The sequence below is a fragment of the Flavobacterium sp. genome (assembly GCF_013822155.1).
In the GTDB taxonomy this organism is placed as follows: Bacteria; Bacteroidota; Bacteroidia; order Flavobacteriales; family Flavobacteriaceae; genus Flavobacterium.
Map to the genome: position 1 here is coordinate 1 of NZ_PNJW01000046.1, position 24,883 is coordinate 24,883.

A 24,883-nucleotide genomic window follows, 5' to 3' on the forward strand; every position below is an offset into this window, starting at 1 on the left:
TAAGCTTCTTCTAATACGGTTCTTCCCAGTTCAAAATCGATATCCTGACGAAGAAAACCCATCTTTACTTCTTTCTCCGTGGCAATACTTCCGGAATCAGGTTTAAAATCACCTGCTAAAATTTTAAGCATGGTTGATTTACCGGCACCATTTTTTCCCACTAATCCAACTCTGTCTCCTGAACCCAAACGAAAGGTTACTTCTTCAAATAAAAATGTTCCTCCAAAGGAAACCGATAAATTGTGTATGTTTAGCATAATTTTGTTACAAATGTTACATTGGTTAACTTATGAAAAAGATACCTTTGTATAAAATTTTTGCAAATGTTAAAAAAAGGATCCAAATTGAATAGCATTTTAACAGGAAGTTGTCCTAAATGCCAAGAAGAAAGTATGTATTTAGAAAAAAATCCATATATCGTGAGTAAAATATTTAAAATGCATGATACTTGTAGTCATTGTGGCACTCGTTATAAAATGGAACCTTCTTTTTTTTATGGAGCCATGTATGTGAGTTATGGATTGAGTATTGCCTTTGGCGTTGCTGCGTTTATTATTTCCAATGTTTTTATCGGATTAGGTCTAATTGATTCTTTTATTGCTATTGTAATTACTTTAATTCTAACTTATCCGGTTATCTTGCGATTGTCCAGAAATATTTGGATCAACATGTTTGTCCATTTTGATAAAGATTGGAAAAACAAACAACGTTAATCCCAACTCATTTTTTTAAACCTTTTGATGTCAATTTCTTTTTCCAAAGGAATTTGATTTTCAATATTTTCAAATAACGCTTTAGCCATTGCTGGTGCCAGCATTACACCTCGAGTTCCTAATCCATTTAATACATGTAGATTTGGATGTTTTGGATGAGTTCCTACCATTGGTCTTCTGTCTTTCACCGTTGGTCTAACACCAGCTAAATGGTCAACAACTTCAAAATCGCAATGAACCAATGCCTTCAAATTAGTTAATAATTCATTTCTTCCTGCTGCAGTAGGTGTTGGTGTTTTATCTTCCCAATTGTAAGTTGCCCCTACTTTATACAAATCGTTTCCAATGGGCAAAATAAATACGGATGATTTAATGATTACATCCAGTTTCAATTCAGGAGCTCTAATGACTAATAATTCCCCTTTAGTTCCATCCAGTGGTAAATTAGAAAAAAATGGATTAGCGTGCATTCCAAAGCCTTCCGCAAAGACAACCTGCTTGTATCTTTCCTGTTTATAAACGACATATTCATTTTGCACATCTAAATCGCCGTAATGAAATGCTTCATTCCATAATAATCCCTGATTGGTTAAATAACTTTGGTATTTGCTTAGTAGTAAAGCAATATCAACATATCCGGACTGTAAAACTTCGCCAAAACCAAATGGAGAATCAATTCCGTTGTATTTGTTGTACTTTAATTCCGTAGCTAAAAAAGGAGCAAGACTTGGTTTATCGGTAGCAACAAACCAATTATTTTGTTCTTCGATGGAAAACAACTTTCTATAAATTGGCACTTTAAAATCAAGGTGCGTGTTTAATTTACCTTCCAAAACACTATAAAAATCTTGGGCTAATGATATTTGCTCTTGTGCTTTCCATACTTCACTAAACCGTTTAAGAATAACAGGATTATATAAGCCACCCGCAACAAGAGAGGAATTTTGAGAATAATTTTCAAAAACAGTAATCGTTTTATTGTTTTGAAGAGCCAATTCTGCAAAAGCAATTCCGGCTAAACCGGAGCCTACTATTAAATAATCTTTCATTGTACAAAAATAAAAAACTCTTACTGTGAAGTAAGAGTTTTTATAGTATTTAATTATATGAATTAATAATTCCACATATCTTGCTCAAAGTCTCTGATTTTTTCTTTCACTCTTTCAGATTCTAAAAGTTGATTCAAGGCATTATCTTTCATGTATTCCATAATTTGTCTGTCCCCGTAAACATTTTCCTCTTTATAAATCACACCACTAAATCGGCGTGAATTTAACAAATGGTCAAACGTCATTGGCATTGCAGAATTTTCGTTGTTGAAGGCTTTCCATTCATGTAAAACATCACGTGTAGCAGGGAAATAAACCCAGAATAATTCAATTACATCCGGATTGTCAACACCTATTTCACGAGCTTCAGGAGATACCGGACAAATACCTAATAAACGGTATTTCATTTCACCTTGACGTTTGTCAAAATACCAATATCCTTTTACTTTATATCCTGAAACATCAATAGAACTTAATTCTCTTTTGTCAATATATTGAGGATCCAAAACTTTTGCACCAGATTTATAATCATCAAAATAGGTGTTTATTTCTTCTCTACCGGCATTGGTTGTATCAATGTAAGTAAAAGAAGATGCCATATCTTTTAATGATTTTTTGGTATTAAAGTAATCATCATAATATACTTCAGTAATTTTTCCGCTTTTGATTTCTTTAATCAACACATCAAATAAAGAACGTCTGTCTTTTCCGATATTAGCAGTATCAATAGGGAAATATAATGGGAAATTAATACGCTCATCTAAATCGATGATTTCCCAAACCATTTTACCCATTAATACATCTCTATCATGCACGTAACCGTATTGAAGCGGTTTGTCGTTATCACTCTCTTCTTGAGCAGCCGTTTTTTTGCCAATTTCACTTGGTGATTTAGCATTCAATAAATTGGATTGTGCGATACTCATTTGAGCTATCAACAAAACCGACATGCACGCTATAACTTTATTCATTTTCATTGTGTATAATTTGTAGGTTAATTAAGAAAATAACGAAAATCTTACCTAATTATTGTATTTCATAAATTACTGGGGCTGTTCTTGGCAACATAATAGAAGAACCCACCAATTGTGTTTTGATATCAGAAATCGTAACAACGTCTCCTCTACCTGCTCTTGCTAAAGCTGCTTTACACTGTGCATTTACTCTGTCTCCGGAAACAATAACTGCTGCTTGACCGGGAACTTTGAATGTAAAGGCAGTAACGTTTAGTTTAACATCAAAATCAAAATCAGGTAATTTTGCAGTTATCTGAGAAACTTCCAATCTTGACTTAGCACCTTTCACTGTATACATCTCCCCACCGATAGCTCCTACTGGTGCAGGAATACCTTTGATACGGAAAACTCTCTTAGAACTTGCAGATTTTCCACCTGGTAATTTTGCGGTAACATTAATAATTGCTTCAGTACCTTGACCAGGACTCATATTATATTTTCCAGAACCTGTTCCTCTAGTTAAACCAGGAGCAGAAGCAGTCACATCTACATCAGAAACACCCGCAAAAGAAATAGTCATTGGGTTAACAACACCTCTATAAACGACATTCATTTTATCAGCAGAAATTGTAGCTTCTTTAGGCTGTGGAACAACTACATATTTTCCTTCAAATTTTAATGGTATTTCTTTACCATCTTCTAGGAAACTAAATTGTCCATTAATATTTTGCTCTCCAACAGACCCTGCTGTTAATGAAATAACTGCTTGACCATTTTCGATTTTACCAGGACCGGCAAATTTAGTTGGTTTTGTATTATCATCATAACGACCTAATACAACTTTACCTTTAACCGTTTCACCTTGGAAATATACACTTTTTTCTAAAACTACCATTGCTTGATAATTACTATAAGAAGCCGCAGCAACAGCTGCTTTACCTAACAATGTATTATAAACATCAGTTTCAGCCTTTTTTATATCTCCTTGCCAAACTGACAACTTTGATAATGAAGCAATACCGGGAAAGCCTTTAAAATGATAATCTAAATATTCAATTTCGATTCCATCTTTATTCTTTACTTTTGCTACATTAAATTTGTTTTCAATTTCAGCGACAATTGGTGCTAATTTTTTATTATTACCCAAAGCAGCTTTCATATCTGCTTTGTATTTTTCAATGGTTTTGATGATTTCCTCTCCTTTTGGAGAATATCCACCAGGACTAAACCATGATTGGTCAACGTTATCACCTTTATCCATTGATTCATATGGAAGTTTTCCTGTTTCAGCATCCACTTCAGTTCCAACCAATACGTCAGTTTTTAATGAAGCTATGTAATCATAGAAAACTTTAGTAATTTTCTCAACTTTGTGTGCTGTAGTTGCCGCAACTGCAAATTCTCCTCCAGCCTCAGAAGCTTTTTGATCTAAGCTAGTTAACATTTGAGCATTTGAAGCAACAGCTGCATTATTTGAACCTTCAAATTTTTCATTCATTAATCCAAAAGCAGATAAAACTTCTTTGGACATATTCAGTGCAAGCATAGCGATGAAAACCAGGTACATCAGGTTAATCATCTTTTGTCTAGGGGTTAATTTTCCTCCTGCCATTGTAATTAGTTTTTAAGTGTTTTTTAAATTGATAAAACTAATTATCCTCTATTTCCCATTGCAGACAACATACCACCGTAAACATTGTTTAACGAAGCAATATTAGCTGTCATAGCTTGCATTTGATCTTTTAATTTTGCTGCATTATCAGCGATTTCTTTATTAGCCTCAGCGTTTCTTGTAGCACTTTCTAATTGTACTTTATATAAACTGTTCAATGATTCCATTTGAGCGGCAGCCATTGACAATTCTTCGCTGTATTTTTTCTGACCTACCATTGAATCAACTGTAGGAGCAATTCCTTTTGCAGCAGATTCGAAATTTCTGATACTGTTTCCTAAACTTGACATTAATTCACCGTCAACTTTAGCTTCTTTAAGCATAGCATCTAATTTTTGAGATAATAAACCTTGTGCATCTTCTTTTACAGATTTATTAGATTTAGCCTCGCCACCAGCTAATTCAGGGTATACTAAAGACCAATCCAATTCATGGTCAACCGGTTCAAATGCAGATAATGCGAAAATAATAGCCTCAGTCACAAGACCGATTGTTAACATTACGTTCCCTGTTAAAGGCCCGATTTCAAAGTGAATAATTTTGAATAAAGCACCTACGATTACAACCGCAGCTCCCATTCCATAAGCAAAATTCATTGTTTTTTTACTTAAAATTGCCATAATAATAAATTTTAGTTAGTTAAGTTAATTATATAAAGTTGGTTAATAATTCTAATTATTTAGCTCTACCGGATTTTTTCGCATTTCCGGTGGCTTGAGTTCCCATGTAATCTTGAACTGTTCTGAATCCGATATAACTTCTTGCAGAATCAGCATATTCATAATCTCTGGTACTCACTTGAAGGAAGTAAGCCACATCTTTCCATGAACCACCACGGATAACTTTACGTTTGTTTTTTAAATCTCCTACCGTTGGGTTCATTGTTGATATATATTCATAAGAAGCCGCATCATAAGACGAATCTGTCCATTCTGAAACATTACCGGCCATATTATATAAGTTATAATTATTTGGCTCATACGATTTCGCTTCTACAGTATATAACGCTTCATCAGCAGCATAGTCACCTCTGTTTGGTTTGAAGTTAGCTAAATAACAACCTCTGTCATTTTTAGCATAGTTACTTCCCCAAGGATAAGTTGCTGATTGAAGACCACCTCTAGCAGCATATTCCCATTCAGCTTCAGTTGGTAAACGAAACGTATTAATTAAATCTTGTTTCTTTTTCTTAGATTTAATGTAAATATTTTTATTTAATGTTCTCCAAGCACAAAATGCTTTTGCTTGTTTCCAAGAAACACCTACTACAGGATAATCACTGTAAGCCTGATGCCAGAAATAATCATTGTGCATTGGTTCATTATAAGAATAAGCAAAATCTTTAATCCAAGAAGTTGTATCAGGATAGATTTTTACTTTTTCTTTTCTGATAAATTCAGATCTTTTACCAGTTTTTGCTTTAGCCGCTGCTTGAATATCCATCCATGAATAACTGAATTCTAATTTATTCACATCAACAGTACGCAAGCCATTGAATGATTCAGCTACCGGCAAATACATTGAATCCATTACTTCAACATAATATTCATCAGGATATTTTGAAGTTTCAGTAATTAATTTCACTTTTCTGTTCAATCTTCTTCCTGCATAAGGATCATCATCAGTTCCAATGCTGTAATAATTCTCATACATGTATTTGTCATAAGGAGTCATTTTTTCAGGGTCTGCATCTGAAAACGCATAATCCCCAATGCTTCCTCCACCTTTTTTACCACCACCCTTTTCGCCGGCAGTAGCAGATGTTTGACCTAATTCATCAGCTAAAACAGCTAATTTCATTCTGGTAACAGAATCTTTTACCCATTCCACATATTGTCTGTATTCACTATTCGTGATTTCTGTTTCATCCATATAGAATGAACGAACAGTTACAGTTTTAGTTGGTGCATCTTGCACATTGGCGGGATCATCATCCGATTTTCCCATAATGTAAGCACCACCAGGAATTAATGACATTCCGTAAGGTTTCTCCGGATTCCACTTTTTACCTCGAACTCCTACAAGCTCTCCTTTGTCGCTGGAACCACAACTAACCAATACAACTAAAATAGTTGATAATGCGATAAACTTCTTCATATAAATTTGGGTTATCATGTACTCGAATTTTTAAGGCCGTAAACCTATTTATAATTTTTTTAAAATGCAATTATTTCTTCTACTTTTTATTTTCTAGTCAAAACTAATAAGAAACTTACTATACGAAAAGAAAAAAATCGATAAAATACACAAATTATCGACGAAAAGCACTTTTTTGTTAAATATGTAATACTTATCTTTCAATCAAATAAGATTCTTTCTTTGAACTTTCCACCATCTATCAGGGATTTCTTGGTCGCAAGCTCGCAAATAATCTTCATGTGTACATGGCAATAACGTATTTTTTTTTAATTTATTATTAACATTTGTAAAAAATGGTATTTCAATCCACCATCTTTCCGTTTTTGGGCTTTTAAAAAAAATAAGTTCTAAATCATCGATAGGAACAATATATTTTAAAAAAGTATTTTGATTTGGAGTTTCTAAAGACCTATAATTGTATCCTTCTATAAAATACCAAATAATTTGTGCTATTAATACACTTTCATTTTTTGAATTATGCTGATTAAAAATTCCAAATGATGTTACTTTATCGCTTAATCCGGCATACCGAGATAAAGCACAAATTTCTTTCCCATTAAAACCATTCGGTGTAAATATATTGAAATTTCCTGAATCTGATGACTTTACAGCTGTTAAATCTAAAGAAACTAAATCACAATCGCGAAAGACCGGCTCTGCAATAGCTGGACTTGCTGAAACTTCTCCTAAACGAAAACAATCAAAATATAATTTTTCAATTAAATCTATTTCTTCTTGCGAATTAAAATAGGTTTGAAATCCTACATTACTATAATTAAATAAATTTGTTGGTTCGTTAATTATAATTTTTGAGAGGAAAGATTCGGATGTGTTTAATACCTCCTCTTTTCCAAAATCAAATTTACTATCAATTGCTACTAAATTTACCATTTGATCTAACTGATCATAACCTCTATACATGGCATAAGTCAAATCCTGAGAACCACCTAATATTATTGGTAAAATTTGTTTCTTAATTAATTCCGAAACTATTTTGGCAACTGCATAATAGGTATCCTCTTGGGTGTTCCCTTCCGGTATATCGCCTAAATCTATGATTGAAGATTCCCAATTACCGGGAAATAAAGCATAAAATTCTTTCCTAATAAAATCTAAATCAACAGTTAACGCATTACTATTACCACGGTTATCCAAAACACCAATTATTGCAATTTTGGCAGTATTCAAATCCGGAAAATCTTCTTTCGTATGAAAAACCACTTTTTTACCAAGTGATTGCATGTTCAGCTTTTTTACAAAATCTAAAACGACAGCAGAAACCGGTTCTAAAAAATCAAATGCCATGAATTATTTCTTTTTAATTGTTGTCTTTTTGGTTACAGCCTTTTTTGTCGCAGTCTTTTTGGCTGTTGTTTTTTTGGCGGGAGATTTTTTCTCAATTAATTCCTGAACTTGCGTCAGCGTCAATTTTTCAGCATCAATGTCTTTACTCAATTCTATTTTTATTTTTCCTTTCGTAATAATTGATCGACCCCAACGTGCTTTCTCAACTTTAATTCCTTCAGCTTTCCAATCATGGATTACTTTATCAATTTCTTTTTGTTGTTTATCCTCAATCAACTCATTTAAATCAGCTTGTGCTAATTTGTCAAAATTGTATTTTTTACTTACGTTGATAAACATCCCGTTCCATTTAATAAAAGGTCCAAAACGCCCTACTCCTTTTTGAATAGGTAATCCTTCATACGTTCCAATAGGAGCATCAGCTTCGTTTTTTTCTTCAATTAACTCTTGAGCTCTTTCCAAAGAGACGTCTAATGGATCTTCTCCTTTTGGCAAGGAAATAAATGTTTTTCCGAAACGAACATAGGGTCCGAAACGACCATTATTCACTTCAACTTCTTCACCTTTATATATACCCAAATTTTTAGGCAACAAAAACAAGTTCAATGCATCTTCTAGAGTAATCGTTCCGATGTTCTGCTCTGTTCCTAAACTGGCAAATTGTTTATTTTCATCATCGATATCACCAATCTGTGCCATTGGACCAAACTTCCCTAAACGAACAGAAACGGGTTTACCTGTTTTTGGATCAATCCCTAAAATTCTCTCTCCGCTTTCTCTATCGGCATTTTCCTCTACATCTAATACATTCGGATGAAAATGATTGTAAAAATCACGCATCATTTTTGTCCAATCTTCATTTCCTTCGGCAATTTCGTCAAAATCCTGTTCCACTTTAGCAGTGAAATTATAATCTAAAATGGTAGCAAAATTTTTAACCAAAAAGTCATTTACAATTATTCCAATATCTGTTGGCACTAATTTTCCTTTATCTGAACCACTATTTTCAGAAAGAATTACTGATTTAATATCGTTTCCTTTTAATGTTATTTGGTTGTATTTTCGTTCTTGCCCTTCAAAACTACCTTTTTCAACATAATTTCTGTTGATAATGGTAGAAATAGTTGGAGCATACGTTGACGGACGACCAATACCAAGTTCTTCTAATTTCTTCACTAAGGAAGCTTCTGTATATCGACTGGCCGGTCTTGAAAAACGCTCTGTTGCCGTGATTGAATTATTAATTAATTTTTCATTCACTTTCATGGCCGGCAACATTCCTTCTTGCTCTTCTTCGTCTTCGTCGCTACCTTCTAAATAAACTTTTAAGAAACCTTCAAACTTGATTACTTCTCCGGTTGCAGAAAAATGTTCGGAATGATTATTCGCTTCAATTTTAACATTCGTACGTTCCAATTCAGCATCACTCATTTGAGAGGCCAAAGTTCTTTTCCAAATTAAATCATATAATCTTGCTTGATCTCTGTCAATGTTTAAGGTATGTTTTGACATATCCGTAGGTCGAATTGCTTCGTGTGCCTCTTGAGCACCTTTGGATTTGTTTGTAAAGTTTCTAGGCTTGCTAAATTCTTTTCCATAGGAACGGGTTATCTCAGCTTGAGCCGCACCCATCGCCTCTTGAGAAAGGTTCACACTATCCGTTCTCATATAAGTAATATGTCCGGCCTCATATAAACGTTGGGCTATTTGCATTGTAATTCCAACCGGTAAGTACAATTTTCGAGCGGCTTCCTGTTGCAAAGTTGATGTTGTAAAAGGAGCTGCCGGTGTTTTTTTAGTTGGTTTAGTTTCTAAATCCGATACTTTATAATTGTAACCTATATTTTTTTGAAGAAAATCCTCTGCTTCTTTTTTAGTCGAGAAGTTTTTTGACAACTTTGCTTTTACTATTTTCCCTGCTTCGGTTGAAAATTCAGCAGAAACGCTGTATGATGCAACTGCTTTAAAATCCTGAATTTCACGTTCCCGTTCCACAATAAGTCTAACTGAAACAGATTGCACTCTTCCCGCAGAAAGTCCGCCTTTAACTTTTTTCCAAAGCACAGGCGACAATTCGTAACCTACTAATCGATCTAAAACTCTTCGTGCCTGTTGAGCATTAACTAAATTATAATCTATTCCTCGTGGATTTTCAATTGCTTTTTGAATGGCAGATTTAGTAATTTCATGAAAAACAATACGTTTGGTTTTTTTTGGATCTAGTTTTAATTCTTCGGCTAAATGCCAAGAAATAGCTTCCCCCTCACGGTCTTCATCACTTGCTAACCATACCATTTCAGCACTTTTAGATAACGTTCTCAGTTTGCTTACCAACGCTTTTTTATCGGGAGAAACTTCATATTTAGGTTTAAAATCATTCTCGACATCAACTCCAATTTCTTTCGAAGGAAGGTCGGCAATGTGGCCATAACTGGACTCAACCTGAAAATCGCTTCCCAAAAATTTCTCGATAGTTTTTGCTTTTGCAGGTGACTCAACGATTACTAAATTCTTTGCCATGTACGTTTTTGTTTGGTGACAAAAGTATGGTTTTTTTTTAATTATTGATTTTTGAAAAATAAAAACCAAATTTTAACTCGTCAATACAATCAAATTTTTGTTAAACTACAACTGCCATCTTGTCAGATTTTGATTTTTAGTATTATCTTTGCTAACAGATTTCAGACAAATTTGATTATGGAGAAGACAATTGAAGAAAACAAGCAAGGTACAAGCTTAGTTTTAGAACAAAAAGAAAGCAATAAGAAAAAACTATTTATAGAAAGTTACGGTTGTGCGATGAATTTTTCGGACAGTGAAATTGTAGCTTCTATATTGAATGAGCAAGGATATAATACTACCCAAAATCTTGAAGAAGCCGATTTGGTTTTAGTTAACACCTGTTCTATCCGGGATAAAGCAGAACAAACCATTCGCAAACGATTAGAAAAATACAATGCCGTTAAAAAAATAAACCCAAGCATGAAAGTGGGCGTGTTGGGCTGCATGGCGGAACGATTAAAAAGTCAGTTTTTAGAAGAAGAAAAGATTGTAGACATGGTTGTTGGACCAGATGCCTACAAAGATATTCCTAATTTATTGAAGGAAGTAGAAGAAGGCCGAGATGCTATCAATGTAATTCTATCGAAAGATGAAACTTATGGTGATATTTCTCCTGTTCGACTCAATAGTAATGGCGTAAACGCTTTTGTTTCTATTACACGAGGTTGTGATAATATGTGTACGTTTTGTGTAGTTCCGTTCACTCGCGGTCGTGAACGTAGTCGAGAACCTCAAAGTATTTTACAAGAAATAAATGATTTATGGAGTAAAGGATTTAAGGAAGTTTGCCTTTTAGGTCAAAATGTTGACAGTTACCTTTGGTATGGTGGCGGACTGAAAAAAGATTATGAAAAGGCATCCGCAATGGAAAAAGCCACCGCAGTTGATTTTGCTCAATTACTGGAAATGTGTGCTATACAATTTCCTAAAATGCGTTTTCGTTTTTCTACTTCAAATCCTCAGGATATGCATGAAGAAGTTTTGCATGTGATTGCAAAATACTACAATGTTTGCAACTACATTCATTTACCGGTTCAAAGCGGAAGCACACGTATTTTAAAAGAAATGAATCGTCAGCACACCCGTGAGGAATACATGACTTTAATTGACAAGATTAAAACGATAATCCCAAATTGTTCCATTTCTCAAGATATGATAACTGGTTTTCCAACGGAAACAGAAGAAGATCATCAAGACACTTTATCATTAATGAAATATGTAAAGTATGATTTCGGTTATATGTTCGCTTATTCTGAAAGACCGGGAACATTAGCCGCCAGAAAACTTGAAGATGATGTGCCGGAAGAAGTAAAAAAACGGCGATTACAAGAAATTGTTGATTTACAACAAGAATTATCTTTGGAGAGAACAAAGCGATTTGTAGGTCAAACAGTTGAAATTTTAATTGAAAAAGAGTCTAAAAAATCATCGGCTCATTGGAGTGGAAGAAATTCTGAAAATACAGTGGCAGTTTTTCCGAAAGAAAATTACAAAGTAGGTGATTTTGTTTTGGTAAAAATAAACGATTGTACAACAGCAACTTTGATTGGTGAAGCAGTTGGATTAAGTGAAATGCAATCAAATTAAATTTTACGATATAAATAAAAGCCGCGAATTAACGGCTAAATAATGAGATTCAAACCTCATAATTATCATGGAAAGCGTTCAAAACATAAAACAACGGTTTGAAATTATCGGAAATGATCCGAAACTAAATCGTGCCATTGAAAAAGCCATTCAAGTGGCTCCAACCGACATTTCAGTATTAGTTACCGGAGAAAGTGGTGTGGGAAAAGAAAGTATTCCTAAAATCATACATTCCCTCTCGCACAGAAAGCATGGCAAATATATTGCCGTAAACTGCGGGGCTATACCGGAAGGAACTATTGACAGTGAGTTATTCGGACATGAAAAAGGCTCGTTTACCGGTGCTACAGGAGCCCGCGATGGCTATTTTGAAGTAGCCGATGGTGGAACTATCTTTTTAGATGAAGTAGGCGAATTACCTTTAACCACTCAAGTACGATTACTTCGCGTTTTAGAAAATGGTGAATTTATTAAAGTCGGTTCCTCTCAAGTACAAAAAACAAATGTTCGCATAGTAGCTGCTACAAACGTAAATATGTTTGATGCCATCGAAAAAGGAAAATTCCGTGAAGATTTATTTTACCGATTGAGCACGGTTGACATTCATTTGCCTCCTTTACGGGAACGAAAAGAAGATATTCATTTATTATTTCGAAAATTTGCTGCTGATTTTGCTCAGAAATACAAAATGCCCGCCATTAAATTAGAAGACAATGCCGTTGATTTGTTGCTTAAATACCGATGGAGCGGAAACATTCGTCAGTTAAGAAATATTGCCGAACAAATCTCTGTCTTAGAAACCAATAGAAACATTTCATATCAAACATTATATTCCTATTTGCCGCAGGAAGGCTCTAATTTACCGGCATTAGTAAAGGATAAAAAATCCGAAAGTGATTTTAGTAATGAACGTGAAATTTTATACAAAGTACTTTTCGACATGAAAAGTGATTTAAACGATTTGAAAAAACTCACGTTAGAACTGATGCAAAATGGCAGTTCTAAAGTACAGGAAGCAAATAAAAATTTAATTCAAAAAATTTACGGTCAAAAAGAAGATACCGAAATCGACTTTGAAGAACCCAGAACTGATGTTATTTCGTCAAAAAATCTTTCACAACAAGTTGAATTTGAAGAAGATGATGACGGCCAAAACTATTTATTTGCAGAAACAGTTGAAGAAGAAGAAACATTGCGATTAGATGCAAAAGAAATTGAACTCATCAAAAAAGCCTTAGACAGAAACAAAGGGAAACGTAAAGCGGCAGCCGATGAATTAGGAATTTCTGAGCGAACATTATACCGAAAAATTAAACAGTTTGATTTGTAAAAAATATGAAAAAATCCATTCAATTTAGTTTAATGATAATTATTTTGTTTTCCATAAACGGCTGTAAATATTATAATTTTACCGGCACAGGAAAAATTGATGCTAAAACATTTCAGGTTAATTATTTTCAGAATAATGCCGAATTAATTGAACCGGGAATTGAACGGGATTTTACCTTAGCATTACAAGATTTGATTCAAAATCAAACCAATTTAAGTCTAACAAATTCAGGAGGAGATTTAATTTATGAAGGTGAAATTACCGGTTATAGAATTTCTCCTATGACAGCCACTGCTGATCAAAAAACAGCTCAAAACCGTTTAACCATGACCGTCAACGTGCGATTTACCAATACAAAAAAAGAAGAAGATAATTTTGAAAAACCTTTTACTTTTTTCCATGATTATCCTGCAAGTAGTCAACTGGTTGGAAGTACTTTACAAGCTGCCAAAGATGATATTTTTGAACGCATTACACAAGATATTTTTAATGCCTCTTTAGCAAAATGGTAGTTTTTAGTTTTATATTGCCAGGTATTGTTAATTTTTTCTAACTTTGAATAGGAATCTAAAAGTTAACCGATAACATAATTTGAATTTATCCGAATACACATATCTGCTCAATAACCCGAATGCGGTAAATGAAAAACAAGCCAAGGCATTAGAAACAGTGGTTGACAGTTTTCCTTTCTTTCAAAGTGCTCGTGCCTTATACTTAAAAGGCTTATACAACCAAGACAGTTATAAATACAACTTTGCATTAAAGCAAACTGCTGCTCATACAACTGATCGAAGTGTTTTATTTGACTTCATTACATCAGATGAATTTACTATCATTGAAAAAGATATTTATGAGCAAAAATTGGCTCAACTCATGGATATTGAAGTTGTTGAAAGCAATATTGATTATGCCATTTTCACTGAAACCAATAATGTCATTGAAATTCAGGACGTTGAAGAATCCACTTTACCGACTGTAGAATTTGAACCAATTGCAGATATTGAATTTGTAAAAGTGGAAGAGCTAGAAACTACTGTAAATTATAGCGAGCCTGAAGAAAAAATAATACCTGTAGAATCAATAAATGAGGTAATTTCTATTGACATAATAAATGACAAGCAAATTGCTGAAGAGAATACGATAGCTGAGGAAAAATTACAACTTGGCAAACCCATTTCGTTTACTCAAAATGAGCAACATTCTTTTCAGGAATGGTTACAATTAGCAAGTATTAGTCCAATTGAGAGAAAAACTGAGGTTTCAAAACCGTTATTTTCAGCAAAACCAATAGAAAAAGAAGATCAAAAAGTAGGAAATGTTTCAGATAAACAAAAGAAATTAGAAATTATTGACAAGTTTATTGAAACAAATCCCAAAATAACTCCGGCACGAGAAGTTGTTGAAACCCCTGTGAAATCTATCGAAATTAGTGATACAACGCACTTAATGACTGAAACATTAGCTCGAGTTTATTTAGAACAAAAAAAATTTTCAAAAGCAATTCAAGCTTATGAAATATTAATTTTGAAATATCCGGAAAAAAGTATTTTCTTTGCAGACCGAATTAAAGACATTAAAATTTTACAACAAAATAATCAATAGCAATGGGATTTTCAGTTTTTTTAGTATTAATAACAGTAGTGTGTTTTTTACTTATCGTAGTAATTATGGTTCAAAACCCTAAAGGTGGCGGTTTATCATCCACTTTTGGCAGTTCACAACAAATAGGTGGCGTTCAAAAAACAACCGATTTTTTAGATAAAAGCACTTGGACATTAGGCATCATCTTGATTGCATTGATTATGCTTTCCAGTTTAGCTTTTAATGATGGTGATGGAACAGTTAAAATTGACAAAAGTTCTGCACCAGCTACTACAGAAACAGCAAAACCTGCTACTACTCCGGCACCCGTAGAATCAACACCGGCTGAAACAGCACCAAAACCAGAATAATATTATTTATTTATATAGAAAAAATCCCGATAACTCGGGATTTTTTTTTGAATATCAATTATTTGAATTCACTGAAAAAATGTCAGTTACTAGCAATTGGCATAATTTCTGACTAATAGTAAAGCATTAAATTTAATTAAATAAAAAATAAATATTTATGTCAGTAAACATTAAACCCCTTTCAGATCGCGTTTTAGTGGAACCGGCAGCAGCCGAAACAACCACTGCATCAGGAATTATTATTCCGGACACTGCTAAAGAGAAACCTCAACGAGGAACAGTTGTCGCTGTTGGAAACGGCAAAAAAGATTTTACCATGACCGTAAAAGTTGGTGACACCGTTCTATATGGCAAATATGCCGGAACAGATTTAAAATTAGAAGGTAAAGATTACTTAATCATGCGTGAGGATGACATACTTGCAATTATATAAATTCAACTAAGTATTGAGTATTTAGAAAAAATTTAAAAGCTTAAACTTTAAAAAATATAAACAATTTCAAAATGGCAAAAGACATAAAATTCGATATAGAAGCACGTGACGGTTTAAAACGTGGTGTAGATGCATTAGCTAATGCAGTAAAAGTAACTTTAGGTCCAAAAGGACGTAATGTAACAATCAGTAAATCATTCGGAGGTCCAACAGTGACTAAAGATGGTGTAACGGTTGCTAAAGAGGTAGAATTAAAAGATCCTTTAGAAAATATGGGAGCTCAAATGGTGAAAGAAGTTGCTTCTAAAACCAATGATTTAGCCGGTGACGGGACAACTACTGCGACAGTTTTAGCTCAAGCTATCGTAAAAGAAGGTTTGAAAAACGTAGCTGCGGGTGCAAATCCAATGGATTTAAAAAGAGGAATTGACAAAGCAGTAGAAGCCATTGTCGCTGATTTAGGCAAACAAGCCAAAGAAGTGGGTAGTTCTACAGAAAAAATCAAACAAATTGCCTCTATTTCAGCAAATAATGACGAAGTAATTGGTGAATTAATCGCTACGGCATTTGGAAAAGTAGGTAAAGAAGGAGTTATAACAGTTGAAGAAGCAAAAGGAACTGATACTTATGTGGATGTTGTGGAAGGAATGCAGTTTGACAGAGGTTATTTATCCCCGTACTTTGTTACGAATCCTGAAAAAATGAATGTAGAATTAGATAATCCATACATTTTATTATATGATAAGAAAGTTTCTTCCTTAAAAGAATTATTACCTGTTTTAGAGCCAGTAGCACAATCAGGAAAACCACTTTTAATTATTGCTGAAGATGTTGATGGGGAAGCACTTTCAACCTTGGTTGTAAATAAATTACGTGGAGCCTTAAAAATTGCAGCAGTAAAAGCTCCGGGATTTGGTGACAGAAGAAAAGCTATGTTAGAAGACATCGCTATTTTAACGGGAGGAACCGTTATTGCGGAAGAAAGTGGGTACACATTGGAAAATGCAACGTTGGAAATGTTGGGAACTGCTGAAAAAGTGACTATTGACAAAGACAATACTACCCTAGTGAACGGAGCAGGAAATGGTGACATGATTAAAAATCGTGTAAACCAAATCAAATCGCAAATGGAAACAACCACGTCTGATTATGACCGTGAGAAATTACAAGAGCGTTTGGCTAAATTAGCCGGTGGTGTAGCGGTTCTTTATGTAGGAGCTGCTTCGGAAGTAGAAATGAAAGAGAAAAAAGACCGTGTTGATGACGCCTTACATGCCACAAGAGCGGCTGTAGAAGAAGGAATTGTTGCCGGTGGTGGTGTTGCTTTATTAAGAGCTAAAAACGTTTTAGCAACTTTAAAAGCAGATAATGCAGATGAAGCTACAGGTATTCAAATTGTTTCCCGTGCAGTAGAATCTCCATTAAGAACAATAGTTGAAAATGCCGGTTTAGAAGGTTCTGTTGTTGTCGCTAAAGTTGCCGAAGGAAAAGGTGATTTTGGATATAACGCAAAAACTGACGAATATGTTGACATGTTAAAAGCAGGAATCATCGACCCTAAAAAAGTAACCCGTGTAGCATTAGAAAATGCAGCTTCGGTTGCCGGAATGATATTGACTACAGAATGTGCTTTAATTGAAATTAAAGAAGAAAACGCTGGTGGTGGTATGCCAATGGGTGGTGGTATGCCGGGAATGATGTAATTTTGAGTAGTAAGATTGGAGTATTAAGTATTAAGATTCTTAACTTTAATAAAAAATCCGTCTTGAAGCAATTCTCGACGGATTTTTTGATTTTCTAACCTTCCATTTCATCTGCATATTCTGATTCAACATCGAATATGTTTTTACTTTTCATAAAATATTTAGTCAAGTAAAAAATAGCCGTTCCCGAAAAAACAGCAACATTTAAATCTAATAGAACAGTGACAAGTGTTGTATAAATAACTAATCCCATTTGGAAATTTCTAACAAAATTTGCTTTCCAATTCTTTGTAATATAAACTTCAATATATTCTCTATCCAAAACATCCCAACCGGCTTTAAACAAAACACCAGTAAATACAGCCGTTGGTATCAATGATATCATGTTTTTGAAAAACAAAATCCAAATTAACACAAAAACACCTATCAATACTCCAGCCAATCGAGTTTGTGCCTGTTCTTTAATTAATAAAACCGACCTGATTGTTGCTTGTGCTCCGGGAATACCTTGCAGTAATCCTGAAATTCCATTTGCTATACCTTGAGCAACAAGTTCCTTATTTTCTTTTGTTTGTTCTCCTACAATTCGGTCAATAACTAAAGACGTTAACAAACTATCCAGATATCCTAATAACATGAGTTGTAAAGCTAGTGGCAATGCAATTAAAATATATTCTTTTTGTAATATTTCGAGACCGGGAAAAAACCTGGATAACATTTCACCATATTCATTTAAAGAATTAAAGGTTGCTCCTAATTTCACTTTTTCTACTTCCAGACCAATAAGATTGGATATAAATGTTCCAATAACAATAGAAATTAATACCGCAGAAAAATACGACCTAATATTATCCGGAACTCTTAATTTTCTTATTATGATTGGTATTAAAAAAATTAAAACCAAAGTAAATATTCCTAAAATTACATTAACAAGAGGAACACCTTCCATTATCTTTTTTCCTCCAAGTCCTCCTATTTTTAAAATTTGATCCCACCAAATCAAAACTGCAATTCCATTCATAAAGCCAATTACAATTACATTGGGAACATATTTTATTAATTTTCCTAGTCGGAAAGCACCTCCTAAGATCATAAAAAAACCACTCATAATAATTGTTAATGTGATAAATTGTTCTGCTAATAATTTATCCGGAAACATATCATACGCTTTTGCTACTAAAAGTGCCGTAACAGCTGTCATAGGTCCGGTTGGACCAGAAGCTTGAAGTCTGGTTCCTCCAATTAAAGATGTAATTATAGGAATTACGGCAGCTCCTACCATTCCGGCAAAAGCACCTCTTCCTGACATTGTTCCAAAAGCAGCCCCTAAAGCTAGGGCTGCAAAACTTACCGTTAATCCGGCTAATAAATCTTTTATAAATGTGTTCTTTATAGATGTCATAAATTAATTTGTGTTAAGATGATTTGTAAGGCAACTCATGATATGTTTTCACATGAGGACCTAAAAATAAACGGGCATAAATTCGTATTCCGGCGATTCCGGATACAACAAAGCTGGATGAAATGAAAAAAGCTAAAAAGAGTTGACTACTTTCGATATGGCTAAAAATCAAATCTTCTCCTATAAAAGTTGTTGTGATCGGAAATCCAGTAATTCCCAGAGTTGCAAGCAAGAAGAAAAAAGCAAATTTCGGATGTTCATAAACATGTCCTAAATATTGATTTATTAAAATTCTCATTTCAATTTGCTTCAATTTTAATAGAGCTAAATAACCTATTGTTCCGGCTATTATGATTCCTGATAAATAAAATACAATTTCATAAATACTAACTTTATCATTGAAAACTATAGCTAATGCAATCCAAAAATGATTTAACACAATGAGAATCCATGCTAAAAATGGACTTTTACGTTCAGAAAATGATTTAAAAACAAAAACCAATCCTATAAAAGCAAATATTTCAGGCAACACATTGACCAATTGTTCGGGTAAATCCAACTTAAACTTATAAGCTAAAAACCCAAGCACGAACAAAGGCACAAAAAAGTAATATACTCTCTTGATATTTAAAAAATCTAATGTTTTGCCTATTGCTTTTAATGGTTTCCAAAGAACAAAATTCAAGAAACCCTCCAGATTAAATTCTTTCAATGCCAAAATATAAATAGTATTTTCTAACTTTTTTGGAAACAGGAAAAAATTCTTGTTCGTTTTGGGTTGAAAATTATAAAACTGCTCTCTAATCAAATAACTCACAACGGAAGGAGAAACTAATAATTGATAAGTTCTTAAAAAAGCATTTCCGGCAAAGTGAATCAGTGCTAAAGTTTCCAAACCAAGAGCAATTTCAATGAAAATAATTCCGATTTGAGAAATGGAACTATAAGCAATCTGACTTTTTACGGAAGATTGCACCTTTGCCATTAATGACGCCGTAATACTTGTTGTCAAACCCATTAAGCCAATTGCTATTCGCATGAATGTTTGATGTTCCCAAAAAGGATAGGTACGCAACATGAGAAAAACGCCCAAATGAACCGAAAGTGAGCCGTAAAAAATGGCACTCGAAGGTGTAGGCCCCTCCATCGCTCTTGGCAACCAGGAAGAAAACGGAATATGTGCCGATTTTGCAGCTGCAGCACAAGCCAAACACAAGGCTATAAAAAAGCCAATTGAGGAATGATTTTGTAAATGTTCACTCACCAATTCAAAATTATTTAGCTTCATAAAAGTAATATTTTCATGAAATAAATGGTGGCTCGCCCACATGGCTAGTATGAAACCGACATCGCCAATTCTGTAAATAGAAAATACTTTAAAAGCATTTTTTACAGGCAAATAGCGTTCCCTATAAAAAGCTATCAGAAGGAATGAAGAAATTCCAATGATTTCCCACCCAATGAAAAGGGTTTCGAAATTTCCGGAAAGTATAGCCAAATTATAACCGAAAAAGAAAAAAAGTACGGTATTAAAAAATCGTTTATACCCTTTTTCTCGATGTAAATAATATCGGCTATATGTAGTAATCATAGAAGTTAATACTGCACCGACAAACAAATAAACTGCTGCTATTTTATCAAAATAAAAATCAATGAAGAATTCGTAATTTGATGTTTTTATAAGTGTCAGTTCTTTAAAATTCAAATCATCGGCCCCTTGAAAAATCCAAACGACGATAAAAACCACTATTCCTATAAGTTGTAAAAAAACGGTGCCAAATGCCATTGAAGAAATTAATTTTTCTTTAGACTCAGGCAATAGCAAGCTTACAACAAAACCAAAAAGTGGTAGTAATAAAAAATATTGAAGTATCTCGTTCATATTAGTAAGCTTTAGTTAAAATTCCAATAGGAAGGTTTTCTTTTGTTGTTAACGTCAAATCCAGTTCGTTATCAATTAAATTCACATGCTCTTGAACTGTTTTGTAGCTAACGAACGCTTCATTTTTAAATTCAAAAACTTCCTTTGTTTGTGGATGAATAGCGATGAGTTTTACCCAATCATTTTTGAACCACTCATAGGTTGATGGGTTTTTAGTAATTGCATAGTTTACTTTTTCCGGAAAATGCTCAGCAATAACCAAAATTCGCAACGGATCATGTACTTCAATCATTTGACTGGGCAATCCAGGACGCAAATCACCGTCGATTCCGTTAGCAACTCCAATTAATCCCATTACGTTGTGAGGCAATTTTGAACCTGCTCCTAATTTTTGGTTATCCACTCTTGAAAAATAATATTCCAAGTTGATTCCTCCAGCCACCGGAGCAACAGCACCAAGTATAATAGACAAATAATCACCGGATGGGTCGACCTCATAATCATACGAATTCAAAAAAGAACGTCGATCCAAAAAGAGTTGTTTCGACAAGCCTCTTCTTCCCACGATACACATGGCATTGGTTGCATGATTTAGTTCCGGACGAGGTTCAAACAAGGACAACGAGCGTCTTTTCACTTTCTCATGAACTTTACTCAAGGATAGTGTTGAATCAATCGTATCAAAACGACGTGAACGTTCTTTGGCATTGTTGACTAAAGCTTTTGCAAAAACAATTTCATTTTGAAGATGTGATTTTTTATTTTCAGGTGTGAGTATGTCTTGATCATAAAACACAATCTCATCTCGTGTGGTATCATGCAAAGCCGGAATAAACTGTGTCGTTTCTGGAATTATTATACCTCTCAACTTTAATAGCTCTCGAACTTTTGGATGATTTGCTGCCATTTTAGCAACTTTAGCATTGACCGAACTAGGTCTGCCACAGCAAGCCCCACAATCATAACCCGCATAGTGTGTATTGTTTACACTTGTTGCTCCGTGACCGACGATATATACAATTGGAGAAAAGTTTTTGACTAAACCTATACTTTTAAGTAATCCTTCCAATCTATCGGTCATTTCTCCAACTGTAAAACCAATTTGAAGATTATCTTCACGCTGATTTACATTCGTATTCTCTACAATCAACTTCGCATTCTTATGTAAATGCTTAAATGAAGCTGTTGTAGCCGGCGACATTGAAGGTTTAAAGATGTTTAAGAACAACTTAAAGGCAGAAGAGAATCCTAACGTTTGACTAATAATCCAACCAAACAATAACGAATGTGTTTGTTTGTGATAGAGTAAGTCTTTTGCTTGCTTTTTCTTTCGTTGAACTTCTTTGATTAGGAATTTTGGAGTAACCGGAGCCGGACATAGTTTTGTATAAAACTTTCCATTTACTGGTTGAAAATAGAATTCAAAGTTGAAAAATGCCGCTGTTCCAAATGTTTCCGCTTTTGAATCTAAATGTTCAATATGTCTTCGGAATGAGCACTCTCGATCATCCATGCAAAATAATCCCTGAAAACTTGGTGTTTCAGTTGAGATGGTTTCGTGGGTATGTTTTAAGTTTATTAATACCTCATCATAAAAACTCCATTCAAAAGCCTGTTGCCAAAGTGACAACACTTCAAATAATTCGCTGTGTTTTACATTTTCAAACAGATTGTATTCATTTTCTCTTACTTTTAAACCTAATGGTGACCAATTACCATTGAATTTTCGATCCAAAGTGTCAATTTCTAAAAGCAATTCAAATTTTATGAGTTCCTCAAAAGTAATTACTCGGGCATCCAATAACGAACTCGGATTGGATTCAATTGTTGCAATCATGCCGCTCCAACCTGGATGTGAAAATTGTTGATCAAACAGATACTGTTCAAACAAGACTTCTTTTCCAACAACAATTTCTAATAATTGTGTGATTGAAGCATCTTTTTGAAGTAATTCAATGGCTCGTTTTGAAGTAAAAATACCTTTATAGGAATTATTTTCAAGTGTTCGTATAGAAGCTAAAAAGCCATTTTCATGAACCGGAAAATTCCACATCGCAATTCCTTGATCTAAATAGCTACACAAAACCCGAAACAACAAACTGTGTGTTGATTTTTCGAGATTTATGGCATATTCTTTTTTCCAATTGGCCCGTAAACTTCCTATTCTTGGGTTTACAGACTCGTCATAATAATTTTGAAGTAATTTATTCTTCCAAAGCTGCAACTGTTCTTCTCCTTTTGATTGAATCAGTATGCTATCTAAAACTGTTTCTTTAATTTCTAAATTAGCAAATCGCTTTCTAAAATCAGTTAATGAAAGATAGGTCTTGTAACCAAAAATAGTGGTTGCTTCCTCTAAAGCCTCATGAAAATTTTTATGCTGAAAGGCATGAAGTGTATTGTGATGCACAAAATCTTTCAACGGATTTTGGGCAGGCAAATAATGCGTTAAGTGATGAAGAACTTTATGTTCATCAAAACCATGTTTTGTTGATTTCATAATGAAAATTAACAGTTGAAGATTCAATTGTAGTATTTTTAAAGCTATCCTAAATTCTCTTGGAACGTATAGAAATAGACTCTAAAAAATAAAAATGACTAACTGTTAAATCAAGTGAAACTTCCAATTACAAAATAAATCGTAAAGTGGTTTTTTAAGAAAATTAAGCCTTTTTAGTTCATTAGAACTAATAAATTTTTGATAGGGTAAAAATGTAAATGGAGAATGAGATGTAAAGGTAACTTCAAAATCTACATGAGCCTCATCAATTTCAGACTCGCCTTTGTCCTTGTATTGGTTAGTAATACTAAACCCGTTAAAATGATTTTGCTGAGTTGATAAATTTGATTTAGTATCTGAATCATGACTTGCATAATTTGGCACAATGTCTTCTATATCAGAAGTAAATACACTTCTGAAGAGTCCCGCATATAGAAAAACAAAAACCAACAAAAAAGATGTAATTTCTTTTTGTTTTCTTACTACTCTGTTATAAAAGGCCATTTTTTCAACTAAAAATCGGGTCAAAATTAGTTTATTTATATCTTAAAAATAAAAATAAAAATAAAAATCCGATATCGATATCGGATTTTTATAATTATTGTTTTCTTTCATACGTACAACAAGTATGGAGATTTTCATAATCTTCATCTTTAGCTCTAATTTCATCCGTATCATGACCTACTTTTGCGACTGCTTCGTGAACTTGTTGAACAGTACATTTCGTTTCATCTAGAATCAAATGCAAATCTTGATGATCAGCATGCCAAGTAGCTGATTTTACTCCCTTCACTGAAAGAGCTGCCTTTTCTATTCTTTTTTTACACATATCACAATTGCCACTAACAGCAATATCATACTTGGCATTTTTGTTTTTTTTCTCTTGTGCCTGAACATTGATTCCCATTAAAGTAACCAAGAATATTAAAATTATTTTTTTCATAATAGAATTGAATTTTGAATTTGTTATTGAATTTTAAATCGTAAACCGGCATAATACATGGCTCCAAAAACCGGTCCATAAACCATTGAACTATCAAAATAGGGACCAAAAGGATCATTACTTCCCACAATTGGATTCGGTTGTTGATAATTACTAATATTCTCACCGCCTATGTATATTTCAAAAGTCTTTGAAAAAGTTTTTGTTACTTGTGCATTTATCGTTGAAAACGGATTGGCAAAAGCATCTAAACGGTATTCTTCAGGATTTGATTGTGTTTGCGGTAATCTTTGTTCGCCTAACCAATTGTAAGTAAAATCAAACTTCCATTGTTGTCCCTTTTCTTTCACATGTGTTTCGTAGGCTAAATTAGCAAAAAAACGATGTTTAGCCTGCAATGGTCTTTCTACTAAACCAATTGTATATTCCGTTTGAACATCATAATATTTATATGCAGTTCGAATTGAAAAATGAGTCATCAATTGATAGTTTAAATCAACTTGCAAACTGTTGGCAAATGATTGTCCTTTGAGATTGTAAAACAAAACCTGTTGCGGACTGTTATCTACATCAACCACTGCTTGATTTTGAAAATCTGTTCGGTAAAAATCAAAAGTAAATTCTGCTTCTTTACCAAAAACCTTAAAGCCTTGCATAAAACTAAACCCATAATTCCAAGCAATTTCAGCATCTAAACCGTAAATTTTTCCTTCAGTATCCAAAATTTGAAATTGTCGGGACGAAGCAAATAATTG

Annotated in this window: 22 protein-coding genes; 8 read left to right on the plus strand and 14 right to left on the minus strand. The window is 33.7% G+C overall.

Features of this window, described 5'->3' with window-relative positions; all coding sequences use genetic code 11:
• Positions 1–257: ATP-binding cassette domain-containing protein (locus tag C0512_RS11145; RefSeq protein WP_290861567.1), on the minus strand; the 257-nt coding region annotated here is incomplete at its 3' end.
• 66 nt (positions 258–323) lie between these two features.
• Here C0512_RS11145 and C0512_RS11150 point away from each other — a divergent pair.
• Positions 324–713, plus strand: coding sequence for a DUF983 domain-containing protein (locus tag C0512_RS11150; protein ID WP_290861569.1), 390 nt, complete (start codon positions 324–326; stop codon positions 711–713).
• Here the strand turns inward: C0512_RS11150 and C0512_RS11155 are convergent.
• From C0512_RS11155 to topA, 7 genes are all read right to left on the minus strand, one after another.
• A complete protein-coding gene (locus tag C0512_RS11155) occupies positions 710–1,762 on the minus strand; it encodes an FAD-binding oxidoreductase (protein WP_290861571.1) in 1,053 nt (350 codons plus the stop codon). The genes C0512_RS11150 and C0512_RS11155 overlap by 4 nt on opposite strands.
• A 62-nt stretch (positions 1,763–1,824) precedes the next feature.
• Complete coding sequence (gene gldN / locus C0512_RS11160; protein ID WP_290861573.1) at positions 1,825–2,739, minus strand: gliding motility protein GldN; 915 nt, start codon at positions 2,737–2,739, stop codon at positions 1,825–1,827.
• Positions 2,740–2,788: 49 nt separating this feature from the next.
• The gene (gene gldM, locus C0512_RS11165) at positions 2,789–4,330 is read right to left on the minus strand and encodes a gliding motility protein GldM (RefSeq protein ID WP_290861575.1); all 1,542 of its coding nucleotides are present in this window, start codon (positions 4,328–4,330) and stop codon (positions 2,789–2,791) included.
• A 41-nt stretch (positions 4,331–4,371) separates the two neighbouring features.
• Positions 4,372–5,010, minus strand: coding sequence for a gliding motility protein GldL (gene gldL / locus C0512_RS11170; protein WP_290861577.1), 639 nt, complete (start codon positions 5,008–5,010; stop codon positions 4,372–4,374).
• 55 nt (positions 5,011–5,065) lie between these two features.
• Positions 5,066–6,487, minus strand: a complete 1,422-nt coding sequence (gene gldK / locus C0512_RS11175) for a gliding motility lipoprotein GldK (RefSeq protein ID WP_290861580.1) — start codon at positions 6,485–6,487, stop codon at positions 5,066–5,068.
• A 204-nt stretch (positions 6,488–6,691) separates the two neighbouring features.
• Positions 6,692–7,834: a formimidoylglutamase gene (locus tag C0512_RS11180; RefSeq protein ID WP_290861582.1), complete on the minus strand. Its 1,143-nt coding sequence runs from the start codon at positions 7,832–7,834 to the stop codon at positions 6,692–6,694.
• 3 nt (positions 7,835–7,837) lie between these two features.
• Positions 7,838–10,354 (minus strand): type I DNA topoisomerase, encoded by a 2,517-nt coding sequence (gene topA, locus C0512_RS11185; RefSeq protein WP_290861584.1) that lies wholly within the window; start codon positions 10,352–10,354, stop codon positions 7,838–7,840.
• Positions 10,355–10,531: 177 nt separating this feature from the next.
• Here topA and miaB point away from each other — a divergent pair, with 177 nt between their 5' ends.
• The 7 genes from miaB (at position 10,532) to groL (ending at position 17,401) form a co-directional block, all read left to right on the plus strand.
• The gene (miaB, locus tag C0512_RS11190) at positions 10,532–11,983 is read left to right on the plus strand and encodes a tRNA (N6-isopentenyl adenosine(37)-C2)-methylthiotransferase MiaB (protein ID WP_290861586.1); all 1,452 of its coding nucleotides are present in this window, start codon (positions 10,532–10,534) and stop codon (positions 11,981–11,983) included.
• Positions 11,984–12,050: 67 nt separating this feature from the next.
• Positions 12,051–13,313 (plus strand): sigma-54-dependent Fis family transcriptional regulator, encoded by a 1,263-nt coding sequence (locus C0512_RS11195; protein ID WP_290861588.1) that lies wholly within the window; start codon positions 12,051–12,053, stop codon positions 13,311–13,313.
• Positions 13,314–13,318: 5 nt separating this feature from the next.
• A complete protein-coding gene (locus C0512_RS11200) occupies positions 13,319–13,825 on the plus strand; it encodes an LptE family protein (protein WP_290861590.1) in 507 nt (168 codons plus the stop codon).
• A 79-nt stretch (positions 13,826–13,904) separates the two neighbouring features.
• On the plus strand, positions 13,905–14,915 hold the full coding sequence (locus C0512_RS11205) for a tetratricopeptide repeat protein (RefSeq protein ID WP_290861592.1): 1,011 nt from the start codon (positions 13,905–13,907) through the stop codon (positions 14,913–14,915).
• A 2-nt stretch (positions 14,916–14,917) separates the two neighbouring features.
• Positions 14,918–15,265 carry a preprotein translocase subunit SecG gene (secG, locus tag C0512_RS11210; RefSeq protein ID WP_290861594.1) on the plus strand — a complete coding sequence of 116 codons (348 nt, stop codon included), beginning with the start codon at positions 14,918–14,920 and terminating at the stop codon, positions 15,263–15,265.
• A gap of 157 nt (positions 15,266–15,422) precedes the next feature.
• Positions 15,423–15,698 carry a co-chaperone GroES gene (groES, locus tag C0512_RS11215; protein ID WP_290861596.1) on the plus strand — a complete coding sequence of 92 codons (276 nt, stop codon included), beginning with the start codon at positions 15,423–15,425 and terminating at the stop codon, positions 15,696–15,698.
• A gap of 71 nt (positions 15,699–15,769) precedes the next feature.
• Positions 15,770–17,401 (plus strand): chaperonin GroEL, encoded by a 1,632-nt coding sequence (gene groL / locus C0512_RS11220; protein ID WP_290861598.1) that lies wholly within the window; start codon positions 15,770–15,772, stop codon positions 17,399–17,401.
• 94 nt (positions 17,402–17,495) lie between these two features.
• On the opposite strand, the gene C0512_RS11225 is transcribed toward groL, so the two are convergent.
• The 6 genes from C0512_RS11225 to C0512_RS11250 all read right to left on the minus strand — a co-directional run.
• Positions 17,496–18,803, minus strand: a complete 1,308-nt coding sequence (locus C0512_RS11225; protein WP_290861600.1) for a SulP family inorganic anion transporter — start codon at positions 18,801–18,803, stop codon at positions 17,496–17,498.
• 13 nt (positions 18,804–18,816) lie between these two features.
• The gene (locus C0512_RS11230; RefSeq protein WP_290861602.1) at positions 18,817–20,685 is read right to left on the minus strand and encodes a proton-conducting transporter membrane subunit; all 1,869 of its coding nucleotides are present in this window, start codon (positions 20,683–20,685) and stop codon (positions 18,817–18,819) included.
• Position 20,686: 1 nt separating this feature from the next.
• Entirely contained in the window at positions 20,687–23,185 is a 2,499-nt protein-coding gene (locus C0512_RS11235) for a YbcC family protein (protein WP_290861604.1), read from the minus strand.
• A 105-nt stretch (positions 23,186–23,290) separates the two neighbouring features.
• The gene (locus C0512_RS11240; RefSeq protein WP_290861606.1) at positions 23,291–23,689 is read right to left on the minus strand and encodes a hypothetical protein; all 399 of its coding nucleotides are present in this window, start codon (positions 23,687–23,689) and stop codon (positions 23,291–23,293) included.
• A gap of 94 nt (positions 23,690–23,783) precedes the next feature.
• Positions 23,784–24,104 (minus strand): heavy-metal-associated domain-containing protein, encoded by a 321-nt coding sequence (locus tag C0512_RS11245; protein ID WP_367160938.1) that lies wholly within the window; start codon positions 24,102–24,104, stop codon positions 23,784–23,786.
• Positions 24,105–24,151: 47 nt separating this feature from the next.
• Positions 24,152–24,883: TonB-dependent receptor (locus C0512_RS11250; protein WP_290861609.1), on the minus strand; the 732-nt coding region annotated here is incomplete at its 5' end.

Coding starts and splice junctions, on each gene's coding strand:
- C0512_RS11180 (WP_290861582.1), bottom strand. CDS start 7,834: ATGGCATTTGATTTTTTAGAACCGGTTTCTGCTGTCGTTTTAGATTTT.
- gldL (WP_290861577.1), bottom strand. CDS start 5,010: ATGGCAATTTTAAGTAAAAAAACAATGAATTTTGCTTATGGAATGGGA.
- topA (WP_290861584.1), bottom strand. CDS start 10,354: ATGGCAAAGAATTTAGTAATCGTTGAGTCACCTGCAAAAGCAAAAACT.
- gldM (WP_290861575.1), bottom strand. CDS start 4,330: ATGGCAGGAGGAAAATTAACCCCTAGACAAAAGATGATTAACCTGATG.
- C0512_RS11150 (WP_290861569.1), top strand. CDS start 324: ATGTTAAAAAAAGGATCCAAATTGAATAGCATTTTAACAGGAAGTTGT.
- groL (WP_290861598.1), top strand. CDS start 15,770: ATGGCAAAAGACATAAAATTCGATATAGAAGCACGTGACGGTTTAAAA.
- gldN (WP_290861573.1), bottom strand. CDS start 2,739: ATGAAAATGAATAAAGTTATAGCGTGCATGTCGGTTTTGTTGATAGCT.
- groES (WP_290861596.1), top strand. CDS start 15,423: ATGTCAGTAAACATTAAACCCCTTTCAGATCGCGTTTTAGTGGAACCG.
- C0512_RS11225 (WP_290861600.1), bottom strand. CDS start 18,803: ATGACATCTATAAAGAACACATTTATAAAAGATTTATTAGCCGGATTA.
- C0512_RS11195 (WP_290861588.1), top strand. CDS start 12,051: ATGGAAAGCGTTCAAAACATAAAACAACGGTTTGAAATTATCGGAAAT.
- C0512_RS11200 (WP_290861590.1), top strand. CDS start 13,319: ATGAAAAAATCCATTCAATTTAGTTTAATGATAATTATTTTGTTTTCC.
- miaB (WP_290861586.1), top strand. CDS start 10,532: ATGGAGAAGACAATTGAAGAAAACAAGCAAGGTACAAGCTTAGTTTTA.
- C0512_RS11230 (WP_290861602.1), bottom strand. CDS start 20,685: ATGAACGAGATACTTCAATATTTTTTATTACTACCACTTTTTGGTTTT.
- gldK (WP_290861580.1), bottom strand. CDS start 6,487: ATGAAGAAGTTTATCGCATTATCAACTATTTTAGTTGTATTGGTTAGT.
- C0512_RS11235 (WP_290861604.1), bottom strand. CDS start 23,185: ATGAAATCAACAAAACATGGTTTTGATGAACATAAAGTTCTTCATCAC.
- C0512_RS11155 (WP_290861571.1), bottom strand. CDS start 1,762: ATGAAAGATTATTTAATAGTAGGCTCCGGTTTAGCCGGAATTGCTTTT.
- secG (WP_290861594.1), top strand. CDS start 14,918: ATGGGATTTTCAGTTTTTTTAGTATTAATAACAGTAGTGTGTTTTTTA.
- C0512_RS11240 (WP_290861606.1), bottom strand. CDS start 23,689: ATGGCCTTTTATAACAGAGTAGTAAGAAAACAAAAAGAAATTACATCT.